Here is a 12,550-nt window from a genome sequence, read left to right on the forward strand (position 1 = left end):
TAATTCCTATAAGACCTCAGAGATCAAACAAAAGAAATATAGGTAAATATAGAGCAAGAGCTAAACCCATAGTCTCTAAAAATCAAAAGGATAGCTTGTGATATTTTACTAACTTAATGACATTGGGCTTTAGCCCGTTTAATTTTATAAAAATAGCCAAACAGGGCTTCAGCCCAATTATATGTTTGAAACACATTAGCTATCTTTGTATAACAAATAATAAAAATGAAAAAAATATCCTTTCTGTTTATCTTTTTTATCGGCTTCATTAATGCTCAAAAATTGACCCCAAACGAAACCTCAATTATTAATCAGGGAGATATTACTACAGCATTACCGATTTACCAGACTACAGATTCTCATCAGCATAAAACTTTATTAAGTCTTTCAACAGAAATTGATCCGGTTGATCCCAATACCGCAACTTTGGTCAAAAGAATGAAAGAATCCCTTCTTTCAACGGATGGCGGAGTAGGCATTGCGGCACCGCAGGTTGGAATCAATAGAAAAGTGATCTGGGTACAACGTTTTGATAAAGAGGGAAATCCTCAGGAATATTTCATCAATCCTGTGATTGTCTGGAGATCAGAATTACAGAATCTGGGACCTGAAGGAGACTTATCCATTCCCGAGTTCAGAGATCAGTTTTACAGAAGCAAAGTGATCCAGTTAGAATATGTGGATTTGAAGGGGCAGAAGTATTCAGAAATCGTAGAAGGTTTTACGGCTGTTATTTTTCAGCATGAAATAGACCATCTTTTCGGAATCTTAATTTCAGATAAAAAAGAAAAAGAGAAAAATGATTCTTATAAAAAAGTAGATGCTTTTAAAAGGAGTGATTCTACAACGAGATAATTTATCATTTGCAGTATCTTATCCTATATAATAAGCCACAAATTCTCTCAATAACGAATATATGTCTCTCAATTCAAAATATTGAGGACTTACACTACTTACGTTTTTAAAATGTTGTTTTCTAAATAACATTTTAGTTCTTGTCAAATGAAAATATTGAGAAACAACAATTAAACTTTGAAAATTTAGACTGTCTTTTAATTTAAGTGTGTTGTTTACGGTTGCAAGTGTGTTGTTGCCAAAATTATCGACAATTATAATGCTGTCAGGTACTTTGTTTTTAATTAAATACTCTTTCATTTTATCACCTTCATAAAATCCCTCTTTTCCCAGTCCGCCGCTGACTAATATTTTTTTTACTCGTCCATAACGATAAAGATTGAGTCCACATTCCATACGTTTTTCAAGCCTTTCTGAAAGTGTGCCATCTTCATTTACTGTATTGCCTAAAACGACAGCGATATCTGCGTGCATATTTTTGTCTGTCAAACCTGTCAACAATTATATAAATCAAATGTCCACATAGCCATAAAAACAGAATGGTAATAAATATTTTGAATGTTTGTTTAAGGGTTTTCATAAATGACTATTCATTTTTACAATACAGTTTTAATAGAATTGTTACTTTTTATTTCTTGTATAAGTACATCTGGGAAAATTATTACAGCCAAAAAAAATTCCATATTGACCATTTCTCTCCATAAGATTTCCACCACAGTTGGGGCATGAAATATTTTTATTCATGGTAGAATTAACTCGTAGTGTTTTATCTTTATTTCGGTTGTTTGTTTTTGCAGTTAGAATTATGGCGACAATGTCGTTCTTAGTTTGATCGTTAATGTGATAGTGATCATATTTTTTAATTGTTTTGACTAACTTATTGATATAAACAACGTCAGTATATGTTTTAGTTTTAAGCGTTGCTCTTTTTGTAAAGGTAATGATTGAATAATACCTCAAATATTGATAATTTTTCAATACGTGTTTTAAAGCATAAATATGACCTTGATTTTGTAAAATAGGATTATAAAACTTGCGTCTGTATTTATAAATAGCCTGAATCCAGGATTTATCTTTTTCATAGCCTAAAATCCAACCTTTGTAATTCTTCGTTTCGATAACAAATATTCCATAATTTGAAACAATAACATGATCTATCTGTGAAGTGGAGCCTTTAATATTGAATTCAATATTATTCAGAACAGTGTATTTTTCGTTATTTAGTCTTTTTAGAGCTTTTGAAGCTTTATTCTCACCAATAAATCCTTTTATTTTTGGAGTATAGTATTTAATTAATAGGAATAAGATAGCTAGAGCTAATAGAGAAATAATTAAAAAACTAATATCCATGATGTTGGTATGCTATTTCTGTTAATGTTTTTTTAGGTTGCCGGTAGTAAATAAAAAATCTGTCTCCAAAGAAACAGATTTTTTATGAAAAAGGAATTAAACTTAGTTATTCGTCACCGCAATCTTCACTTCAATATTACCTCTTGTCGCATTAGAATAAGGACAAATCTGGTGAGCCTGATCAGTTAATGACTGGGCTTCTTCAATGGATACACCCGGAATATTGACATCTAGTTCTACCGCCAGTCCGAAACCTCCGTTTTCAATCTGTCCGATGCTTACCTGAGCGGTTACTGTTGTTTCACCAGTTTTTGCTTTAGCTAAACTGATTACTCTGTTTAGAGCACTGTCAAAACAAGCTGAATATCCTGCTGCAAAAAGCATTTCAGGATTAGCAAAATCATCATTACCACCGCCAAGGGCTTTAGGCATTCTTACTTCAACATCCAAAACTCCGTTTTCACTTTTTACGTGACCGTTTCTTCCTCCCTGTGCTGTTACTTTTGTTGTGTATAACGTTTTCATTTATTTTTCTATTTTGTTTAATATTTTTAAGATCGTTTCTTTAAGGTGGAGCAGATCTTCTGTCTCTACACCTATTTTATTCTGAATTTTTCCGGGAATTTCACAGGCTTTCTGCTGAAGTTGCTTTCCCGATTCCGTTAAAAAGACTTCAACCACTCTTTCATCCTCTTTTTTTCGCTTTCTGTCGATGATTCCTTTAGCCTCAAGCCTTTTCAGAAGAGGCGTTAAAGTTCCACTGTCCAGAAACAGCTTTTCACCAATATGGTTCACTGCAAGACCGTCATTTTCCCATAGTACCATCATCACAAGATATTGTGGATACGTAATGTCGATCTCATCCAGAAATGGTCGGTAAAGTCCAGTAATCTCTTTCGCAATCACATAGAGCGGGAAGCAGATCTGGTTTTCTAATTGTAACGATTTTGAATTTTCCATAAGGCTGAAGAGGTAAGATATGATGAATGTATTATTTTTTGATGATGAATTCCTCCATAGGAACTCTCACTTTCTTCATGGTAGAAAGCCAGTCATTTGCTGCATCCCTGTAACCAAGATATAAAAGGCTTACACTTTTTAATCCCAATTCTTTAAGGTTAAGAATTTCGTCAACCACTTCATTGCTGAAACCTTCTGCCGGTGTACTGTCGATTTTTAATTCTGCAGCCTGAGCCATTGCTAAGCCTAACGCAATATAAGTCTGACGGGCTGTGTGAGCAAAATGTTCTTCAGGAGTCTGAACTCCGTACATTTCTTTGATCTTATCCGTATAGCTGCTGAAACGGCCTCTTGGTAAGTCCCTCACATCCGTATGATGATCGTAAACTTTATCTATTTTTTCATTCGAATAGCTGTCCCATGCAGCAAATACCAAAACATGTGAACTGTCTCTCATGACTTCAGGATTCAGCGCTCCCTGAACCATTTTCTCTTTTAATTCCTGGTTTTCTACAACGATAACCCTGAATGGCTGAAGTCCCGATGAAGTGGGAGCTAGTCTTGCAGCTTCCAAAATAGTGTTAAGATCTTGTTCTGATACTTTTTTTGAAGAATCATATGCTTTTACAGCATGTCTCCATTGTAAGTCTTCTATTAATGACATTTCTTTTATTTTAAATTATACTTCTTGGTATGATCATTTCTGAAACTGAACTCAGAGATTAAAATCACAGGACAAATGTACAACTAATTAAGTTGTGTGCAATTTAATTTTGATAGATTTAATTTATAACAACTTTATAGAAAAACAAAAGGTCTGGAAGGAAAGCAACAGGATTCAACAAGAATCGGATTTTTTAAGAAGTCCTTTAATTGAAACTTTGCAGTATAATTTTAAACAAAAAGCAATGCAGAGATTTAAAAACAAAACAGCCCTGATTACAGGGGGAACCAATGGGATGGGATTTGCGACAGCACAGCAGTTCATTAATGATGGTGGAAAAGTGATCATCACCGGGCGAAGTGAAGAGAGCGTACATAATGCTTTAAAAAAACTGGGTGAGCAAGCATCAGGTATCGTTTCGGATGCAGGAAGTATGAAAAATCTTATGAACCTGCGGCTGGAGGTAAGAAAATACACAGAAAGCATCGACGTACTTTTTGCCAATGCAGGTTACGGGAAATTTTTTCCTATTGAAAATGTGGATGAAAATCATTTTGACGAACTTTTCAATATGCTGGTAAAAGGTCCTTTCTTTACTGTTCAGCAAATGTTACCATTGATGAGAAAAGGAAGTTCTGTTATTTTCAATACTTCTGTGGCTACTGAGATTGCCATGCCCAATTTTTCAGTGTATTCTGCGGCAAAATCAGCAGTACAGTCTTTTATCAAGACCTTCGCTGTGGAACTTACAGAACGTGGAATACGGGTAAACGGAATCAGCCCGGGCCATATTAAAACCAATATTTTTAATAACACAGGTTTGAATGCAGAACAGATTGAAGATGCAGTTCATGGTATTATTCCTACGATTCCTTTCAAAAGGCAGGGTGAGCCTACTGAAATTGCCAATGCTGTATTATTCCTTGCTTCGGAAGAAGCTTCTTATATTCATGGGGCAGAACTTAAGGTGGATGCAGGAATTTCCGTCATACGATAAATTAAAATCCCCATCATGCTTTGTGATGGGGGATTTTGAGGGGGGGGCATCTGATTTTTTCATCAGTCTGCTTTTAAGTGCAGTATTTTGAGCAAAAAGAGGAGCTACTTCTTTGAAGGAATTTCATTGATTTGTTTAATAATATTGGTCTTGTTTTCAATACCGATATTATAGGCTTTTCCTCTTTTGTGGCTCTGGCTTGTTTTTTCCAGAAGGGTTTTATAATCATCTGCCTTTTTAGACAGATAAAAGATTTGCGGACTTATTCCGATGGATACTCGTGTGAATTCTTCCGGTTTCTCCGGATCCTCTGCAACATTAGTGATGACTGAGTTATTATACCAGGTCAGGTTCTGTGAACTTGAACTGCCGGAACAGGATGTGATCATAAATAGTATTAATAGTATATAAGTCCAGACTTTCATAGAAAAAATATTTAGTAAATAACTCCTGCAATTCATTGATGATAAAGAAATACAGGAGCTGTATAAGTTAATTAGAATCCGCAACCTCCAACGTTTGGAGCTGGTGAAGGAGAACATCCTGAAAGTGAAGAGAATATGTTCAGTACACAATTGGTGTTCACCAGGTTGTTGTCATACAGGTAAGAGGCGCTAGGGCTTCTGTAATAAACATTTCCTGCTGTGTTGGCATAAGATGATACAGATGCAGATCCACAGCTCGTATTGATGCATGCATTTCTCCATGCGGTATCCGTAACAGGTCCGCTAGGGAAAAGGGAAGGATCAATAATTCTTTTTTCGGTAATCCCTGAAGCATTTTTATAGCTTACCAGAATGGCAACGTGGTAACTCCAGGCTACACAGCAAGTCCCTGTAGAGGCTTTTAAGTTTCCGTATACAAACTGTTTCTCACAGTCGTAGCCATTGTTGATCAGAATCTGTCTCATTTTGTGAGCTCTTGCATAGCATCCGTCTACAGGATATCTGAATGTGATACATGGTGAAGAAGCCGTTGAAGTACCGCAAGCCTGATTTTTGATCAGTGTAAACATGCTGTTTAGGGTAGCTATGTTGGGTAAAACACTGGTTAATTTTCCCGCCTGATCTTTAGCTTCTTTTGTGAAAACAGATTTGAAATAGCGGACATCATCCTCACTTCCTTTCTCTACTTTTGCAATTTCATGCGTGTTAGGCTTGATGAAAACCTGAATAGGAGATTCATTTTTCAGCGCTTCTCTGATCAGGCTGATGTAATTTTCATTCTCTTTTGTTGGGGTGATGGTATAGAACTGTGCGGTAACGATAAATGAAACCTTTAAAGTTCCGTTTTCATCTTCTATCCCTACCGGAACTGTTTTCCCCAGATCTGTAAGATTTTTGGTGCTGATCTCGCTCTGACTCATTTGCTGTTCTGCGGTGGAGTCTGTACAGGCATTAAATGACAGGGCTGCCACAAATACCATCATTGATAACAGAAATTTTCTCATAATTTTCATAGTTTGGTGGTTAGTAATAAATGTATTATCTAAGTTTTTGGTGTGTGTTGCTTTTTGGGTGAATCATTTACTGAAAAATAGTTCACTTTAATGTGATATTAAAAGTAAACAAAAATACCATACCAGCAAATTATTTTATGATAAAAAAATAATTATTTTAACATATGTTTGTCTAAAACCTTTGTTTTACGTGTTTAGAGTAGGTTTTCAATATCAATATGTTAATAAAACTTCAGTAATCATAAAAAAAATCCCGCACACTGGAATGACGGGATATATATGTATTAGAGTTTAATAGAATTATCGTTGGCTCTTGATCAGGCTGCTTTGTAAGACGATATCTCTGATCAGTGCTTCCTGGTAGTAGTACAGATCACCGTCTTCACTCATCTGGTTTTCCATGACAATGATGCTGACATCCGAACCGGGAACGTATACATTCAGAGAGGCAAAACCATCACCCAACCCTGTATGGCCTAAGTAGGGAATACCTCTGTATTGTACGATACGGATATTATAACCGTAACCTGATTTCTCTTTTCCAAATACATCATGCTGTGAGAGGATAGAATAGGTAGTCATCAGTTGATAGCTTTTAGTGCTTAAAATTTTCCCTTTATGAAGAAGTGAATTCCAGAGGGTCATGTCTTCAGCGGTGGTAACAACGCCGTCGGCGGGCATATTTTCGTTGTTAATAAATGAATTCTCAACAGGCGTGAAATGATTATCCTTATTCATATGACCAGTCACCAGATTCCTGCGGCTATCCTTCGAATAGCAGAAAGTATTTTTCAAATGAAGCTCTTTAAATAAATCGGTTGCCAATTGGATATAGGAGGTACCGGAAACATTTTCAATGATCTTTCCTAAAAGAATATTCGACAGATTACCGTATTTGAATTCAGTGCCAGGTTTGAAAAGTAACGGTTTCTCTGTGTCCACAATTCCGTGGCTGTGATTCAATAGCTGATGAACGGTGACCGAGTCTGCCCAGGGCTGTGTCAGAGAGGGAAGATATTTTTTGATAGGAGCCTGCAGATCCACTTTTCCCTTTTCAAATTGTTTTAATAATAAAACAGAAGTGATCTGTTTGGTATTAGACATGATCTCGAATTGATCATTCATCTTCAAAGGAACTTTCGTCCTGTTGTCTTTGAAACCATAGGCTTTAGAGTATTTTATTTTTCCGTTTTGGGTGATCAGAACCACTCCGTTGAAAGGCCTCGGAGAGGTTGGAGACTCTATTAAACTGTCGATCCTGCTTATATAATCGTTTTTTTTACTTTGTGCACATGATTGAGAGGCTGTGAAAAGCAATCCTGCAGTGCAGAGGATTCTGATAAATGGCTTCATTAGGTTTTTTAGCTTAAAAAAATTGGAGATGATGTTAAAATGATAAGGAAGATCAAAAATAAGTTTTAAAAATAATATAATGAATGGAAAATTTTTGAAATTTAAACTTGCTTATTCTCTTTTGTATACGCCATAAAAAAACTGGCTGTACAATGACAGCCAGTCTCTATTTCTAATCGGGAGTGTATTATTTCTGAATAAGCTCAGCTCCGAAAACATCTGCAAAATGCTTTCTGATCTTTGCTTTCAGATCTTCCACTTCCTCCGTTGTCAGTTCTCTTTCAAGTTCTCTTTTTAAAGAAGTCACTTGTTTGTCTTTGATTCCGCAGGGAATGATGTATTCAAAATAACGCATATCCGTATTGACATTCAGCGCAAAACCATGAAGGGTTACCCATCGCGAAGCTTTTACTCCCATCGCGCAGATCTTTCTGGCGTAAGGTTTCCCCACATCCAGCCATACTCCGGTTTCTCCCGGTGAACGTTCCCCTTTAAGACCAAATTCACCAATCGCCCTGATGATCACTTCCTCGAGATTCCTCATATACAAATGAATATCCGTAAAGAAGTTTTCAAGGTCTAAAATAGGGTAGCCTACAATTTGTCCGAAACCATGATAGGTAATGTCACCACCACGGTTAACTTTTACGAAAGTGGCATCAATCTCCTTCAGTTTGTCGATACCCGCAAGCATATTTTCTTCATGACCGCTTTTTCCTAACGTGTAAACATGAGGATGCTCTACCAATAAAAAATGGTTTGGCGTCGTGATGTGCTCTTCTGCAGGTAAATCACGGTTTTTTATTTTAGTATCAATGATATTTTTCATCAGACTCTCCTGATAATCCCAGGCGGGCTGATATTCTTTGATACCCAGATCTTCAAATTCTACCGATTTATTTTGATTTGTATTCATACGTTGCTGTCTGTTTTCTTGTAATGGTCATATGGAATCGCGACTTCCTGCCATTTTTAACATACAAATTTAGTGAATTTTAACCTTTTATAGAATGGATAAAATCTATGGCAGCATTCTTCCAGTCTTTATGATTCAAAAGCGTATGGACGAAAGCTGTTCCGATAATCCCACCGTCTGCTTTTTCAGTAACATTCCCGAAATCGTCCTTTGATTTAATTCCGAAACCAATCATCACCGGATTTTTAATAGGAAGTGATGCCAGTCTTGACAAATAGCTTTCATTTTTCAAAACAGCAGTATCATTTCCTGTGGTTGATGAAGAACTTACCGCATACAGAAACCCTGAGCTTAAAGAATCTAAATACAGAATTCTTTCATCGGAGGTTTCAGGAGTCACCAGAAACGTAAAATTAAGATTATACTTTTTTAAGATTTGCTGATAATTGTTTTCAAACTCAATAGGAGGGAGGTCAGGAATGATCAGTCCTGAAACTCCGCTTTCCGAACATTCGCGACAGAATTCCTCAAATCCAAAACTCAAAACAGGATTGATATATCCCATCAGAATAACAGGAATCTGTATTTTGTCTTTTACTGTTTTCAACTGGGCAAACAGTTTTTCAATAGTCATTCCGTTTTTTAAAGCCAGTTCATGCGCCTGCTGAATCACCGGACCGTCTGCGACAGGATCAGAATAGGGCATCCCGATCTCCATCATATCAGCTCCGGAATTTTGAATGAGTTGTATAATGTCAGCGGTATCTTCCAGTTGCGGAATTCCTGCTGTGAAGTATATGTTTAGTTTTTTCATTGTTTTTTTAATGTATTGATGTAAAAAGTATGAATGTAAAAAGTATTGATGTAAAATGTTGGGAACTGTTCCATTGTACATCAATACTTTTTACATTTTACAAATTCTTCAGATAAGTTTCCATATCCTTGTCCCCGCGTCCGCTCAGGCAGATCACAACAACATCGTTTTCATTGAATTTCTTTTTATCCAAAACCGCCAGGGCATGAGAACTTTCCAGAGCTGGAATAATTCCTTCCAGTTTTGTTAATTGAAAAGCAGATTTTAGGGCTTCCTCATCATTAATACTGAAAAATTCAGCGCGTTTTTCTTTAAACAAATGAGCATGAAATGGTCCGATTCCCGGATAATCTAGTCCGGCAGAGATAGAATGGGGTTCAATCACCTGTCCGTCTCCAGTTTGCATAACAAGGCTTTTGCTTCCGTGAAGAACGCCTAATGTTCCAAGGAAAGTCGTGGCTGCCGATTTCCCTGAATCAACGCCCAGTCCGCCAGCTTCTGCGGCAATGATTTTAACGTCTTTTTCCTCTACGAAATGGTAAAAAGTTCCGGCTGCATTGCTTCCTCCACCTACACAGGCGATCACGTAATCCGGATTTTCTCTTCCTATTTTCTCTTTCAACTGTTCCCTGATCTCCTTTGAGATGATGCTTTGAAACCGAGCTACCAGATCTGGAAAAGGATGAGGACCCACTACACTTCCGATCACATAATGGGTCGTCACAGGATTGTTAATCCAGTCTCTAAGCGCTTCATTCACCGCATCTTTCAGTGTTTTTGAACCTGAAGTGGCTGGAATAACTTCTGCACCCAACATTTTCATTCTTGCTACATTCGGAGCCTGTCGCTGGATGTCAATTTCACCCATATAAACAATACATTCCAGACCAAGAAGCGCGCAGGCTGTAGCGGTAGCCACACCGTGCTGTCCGGCACCTGTTTCTGCAATAATCCTGGTTTTTCCAAGACGTTTTGCCAGAAGAACCTGCCCCAAAGCATTGTTGATTTTATGGGCTCCGGTATGGTTAAGGTCTTCTCTTTTTAAATAGACCTGGGTGTTGTATTTCTGGCTTAAATTTTTGGCAAAATAGAGTGGAGTAGCACGTCCTACATAGTTTTTAAGCAGGTCCTGATATTCATTCTGAAACTCTTCAGATTCTATGATCTCAAGATAATTGTTCTGCAGTTCCTCTACATTCGGGTAAAGCATTTCAGGGATGAAAGCGCCTCCGAATTCACCATAATATCCATGTTCATCAGGGTTTTTATAATTCATTTTTTTATTCTTTATTGATTAAATAAGCGTTTTTTTTAGAAAATCGGAAGGGGTTATTTGTACTTCCCAAAGGTCTACAGTATGTTCTGTTTCATGATCCGTTAGTTCATCTGTTTTTTTAATTTGATAGTTCATCGGTCAGACTGCTGATAAAGTGAATGTTATGATTACGTTGTTGTCTGGTGATCAGTTTTTTATGATGCATAAATTCAATTTTACTGATCAGGTCAATTAATGTGGCCGTATCTATTTTCGACTCATACATGGTAACAGCAATTTCCAGGTTGTCAATTAAAAAATAAGGATCCGAATCTTCATAAAGCAGGAAAATTTTAGCATAAATCTTTCCAAGATCATATTTGACATTTGCTTTCACGTGGCTGTCTAAAAATTTATCAGAAATAATTACAAGATAATAGCTGTTCCAAAGGCTGATTCTCTCAAAGAAATACTGGATATCACTTTCATCAAAGCTTTTAATAATGCCTATAAACTCCTGCAATTGCCCGTTAACGGTCCAATATTCCGTATCGCTGTCATTTTGAGAGACAAAATTATACAGAGACTGGATTTTTTTATTCCCGAACTTGGGCGGAAATAAGGTTTTGTAAAATGTTTTTTTTAACTGATGTATGTTCATCATTTTAGTGTATTTTTTAGAGAGTCTCGAAGGGACGATTTAACCTTTAGTAAAGGATAAAATCCTTTACTCTTATCATTCTTGCAACAAATTCAGTCCCAAATATATTTTTCATTATATTCAATATCATGTTTTTCAAGCATTTCAATCAGTTCATCCTTAAATTTTTGATTTTGATGGTGTTGTCGCTGATTTTTGATGTAATTAATAACTCTGTTAACTTCATTTCTGCCTACCGAAAATGCTCCGTATCCATCCTGCCAAAAGAAATTTTCATATTGAGGTCCTTTGGTTTTTATCCATTTTGAAGAATGGGCCTTGATTTCTTGAACCAGTTTCATCAGAGCCATTTTCCGTGAAAGAAGACATAATATATGAATATGATCATCATATCCACCTATCTGCAATGCCGGACTTTCAAAATCTTTACATATCACCGCGATGTAGGGAAATAACTCTTTTTCTATTTGTTCATCAATGAAATCCTGCCGGTACTTTGTACTGAAAACAATGTGGATATAATTTTTTACTAGGGACTGGGGCATTTTTGTGTTTTAATTTTAATTGGACTGCATCCAATTCTTTGTTAAATCGTCCCTTTGGGACTCTTTCGAAATGAATTTTTTTATTTTTTCAAGGTCTTTATCTCCAGGTTCCAGTTCAAATTTTGAATTGATATCAATTGCAAATGGCTTTTGGTTCAAAAGACTGATATTGTCAATATTTTCTTCTGAAATTCCACCACTTAAAAAATAGGGAAGTGGAATTTCAAATTCATTCAACAGGGTCCAGTCGAACTGTTTTCCTGTTCCTCCAAATGCCCTTCCGTCTGTGTCGAAGAGGAAATAATTGACCAATGAACGGTAAGAACTGAGAGTGTATTTTAGCTTTTCCCGGGTTTCATTGTCATTGTTCCCAATTCTGATTACCTTTATAATGGTAACGTCCGGTTGCAGTTTTTGTTTTAATTCAATCATAAAATCTTCACTTTCATCACCATGTAACTGAATAAATTTCAATCCTGCCTTTTCTGCAATGGCGGTAATTTTCTCAATTCCTTCATTGACAAAAACTCCTGTTTTTCCCGGATGACTGATCTTCGAAATTTCCTCTAAACTCAATCTGTCCAGAACATATCTTGGTGATTTTTCATAGAAGATGAACCCGAGAAAATCTGTTTCCATGGAGATGAGTTCCTGGATTTGGTCTGGTTTTGTCAAACCACAGACTTTTATTTTTGGCTGCTGATTTCTATTCATTGCTAGA

General features: G+C 36.5%; 16 protein-coding genes. 2 read left to right on the top strand and 14 right to left on the bottom strand.

The window, feature by feature from the left end; genetic code table 11:
- Positions 1-225 precede the first annotated feature (225 nt).
- Entirely contained in the window at positions 226-855 is a 630-nt protein-coding gene (gene def / locus HHL23_RS13800; RefSeq protein WP_169235375.1) for a peptide deformylase, read from the top strand.
- Positions 856-873: 18 nt separating this feature from the next.
- On the opposite strand, the gene HHL23_RS13805 is transcribed toward def, so the two are convergent.
- The 5 genes from HHL23_RS13805 to HHL23_RS13825 form a co-directional block, all read right to left on the bottom strand.
- Positions 874-1,329 (bottom strand): YdcF family protein, encoded by a 456-nt coding sequence (locus HHL23_RS13805; RefSeq protein WP_169235376.1) that lies wholly within the window; start codon positions 1,327-1,329, stop codon positions 874-876.
- A gap of 147 nt (positions 1,330-1,476) precedes the next feature.
- The gene (locus HHL23_RS13810) at positions 1,477-2,205 is read right to left on the bottom strand and encodes an NERD domain-containing protein (protein ID WP_169235377.1); all 729 of its coding nucleotides are present in this window, start codon (positions 2,203-2,205) and stop codon (positions 1,477-1,479) included.
- Positions 2,206-2,307: 102 nt separating this feature from the next.
- Positions 2,308-2,730 carry an organic hydroperoxide resistance protein gene (locus tag HHL23_RS13815; RefSeq protein WP_169235378.1) on the bottom strand — a complete coding sequence of 141 codons (423 nt, stop codon included), beginning with the start codon at positions 2,728-2,730 and terminating at the stop codon, positions 2,308-2,310.
- Positions 2,731-3,165, bottom strand: coding sequence for a MarR family winged helix-turn-helix transcriptional regulator (locus HHL23_RS13820; protein ID WP_169235379.1), 435 nt, complete (start codon positions 3,163-3,165; stop codon positions 2,731-2,733).
- A gap of 31 nt (positions 3,166-3,196) precedes the next feature.
- The gene (locus HHL23_RS13825) at positions 3,197-3,829 is read right to left on the bottom strand and encodes an NAD(P)H-dependent oxidoreductase (RefSeq protein WP_169235380.1); all 633 of its coding nucleotides are present in this window, start codon (positions 3,827-3,829) and stop codon (positions 3,197-3,199) included.
- Between the two features lie 244 nt (positions 3,830-4,073).
- Here HHL23_RS13825 and HHL23_RS13830 point away from each other — a divergent pair, with 244 nt between their 5' ends.
- Positions 4,074-4,826 carry an SDR family oxidoreductase gene (locus HHL23_RS13830; RefSeq protein WP_169235381.1) on the top strand — a complete coding sequence of 251 codons (753 nt, stop codon included), beginning with the start codon at positions 4,074-4,076 and terminating at the stop codon, positions 4,824-4,826.
- A gap of 104 nt (positions 4,827-4,930) precedes the next feature.
- Here the strand turns inward: HHL23_RS13830 and HHL23_RS13835 are convergent, their stop codons facing one another.
- From HHL23_RS13835 to HHL23_RS13875, 9 genes are all read right to left on the bottom strand, one after another.
- A complete protein-coding gene (locus HHL23_RS13835; RefSeq protein WP_169235382.1) occupies positions 4,931-5,215 on the bottom strand; it encodes a hypothetical protein in 285 nt (94 codons plus the stop codon).
- Between the two features lie 107 nt (positions 5,216-5,322).
- Positions 5,323-6,276, bottom strand: a complete 954-nt coding sequence (locus HHL23_RS13840) for a protein-glutamine glutaminase (RefSeq protein ID WP_169235383.1) — start codon at positions 6,274-6,276, stop codon at positions 5,323-5,325.
- Between the two features lie 309 nt (positions 6,277-6,585).
- Positions 6,586-7,638 (bottom strand): serine hydrolase domain-containing protein, encoded by a 1,053-nt coding sequence (locus HHL23_RS13845; protein WP_169235384.1) that lies wholly within the window; start codon positions 7,636-7,638, stop codon positions 6,586-6,588.
- A 187-nt stretch (positions 7,639-7,825) separates the two neighbouring features.
- On the bottom strand, positions 7,826-8,554 hold the full coding sequence (lipB, locus tag HHL23_RS13850; RefSeq protein WP_169235385.1) for a lipoyl(octanoyl) transferase LipB: 729 nt from the start codon (positions 8,552-8,554) through the stop codon (positions 7,826-7,828).
- Between the two features lie 79 nt (positions 8,555-8,633).
- A complete protein-coding gene (gene trpA, locus HHL23_RS13855; RefSeq protein ID WP_228464762.1) occupies positions 8,634-9,368 on the bottom strand; it encodes a tryptophan synthase subunit alpha in 735 nt (244 codons plus the stop codon).
- A gap of 97 nt (positions 9,369-9,465) precedes the next feature.
- Complete coding sequence (gene trpB, locus HHL23_RS13860) at positions 9,466-10,644, bottom strand: tryptophan synthase subunit beta (protein ID WP_169235387.1); 1,179 nt, start codon at positions 10,642-10,644, stop codon at positions 9,466-9,468.
- Positions 10,645-10,762: 118 nt separating this feature from the next.
- On the bottom strand, positions 10,763-11,287 hold the full coding sequence (locus HHL23_RS13865; RefSeq protein WP_169235388.1) for a hypothetical protein: 525 nt from the start codon (positions 11,285-11,287) through the stop codon (positions 10,763-10,765).
- An 89-nt stretch (positions 11,288-11,376) separates the two neighbouring features.
- The gene (gene tnpA / locus HHL23_RS13870; protein ID WP_169235389.1) at positions 11,377-11,829 is read right to left on the bottom strand and encodes an IS200/IS605 family transposase; all 453 of its coding nucleotides are present in this window, start codon (positions 11,827-11,829) and stop codon (positions 11,377-11,379) included.
- Between the two features lie 15 nt (positions 11,830-11,844).
- A complete protein-coding gene (locus tag HHL23_RS13875; RefSeq protein ID WP_169235390.1) occupies positions 11,845-12,543 on the bottom strand; it encodes a phosphoribosylanthranilate isomerase in 699 nt (232 codons plus the stop codon).
- Positions 12,544-12,550 lie beyond the last annotated feature (7 nt).

Origin of the sequence: Chryseobacterium antibioticum (assembly GCF_012927325.1) — a bacterium.
Taxonomy (GTDB): domain Bacteria; phylum Bacteroidota; class Bacteroidia; order Flavobacteriales; family Weeksellaceae; genus Chryseobacterium; species Chryseobacterium antibioticum.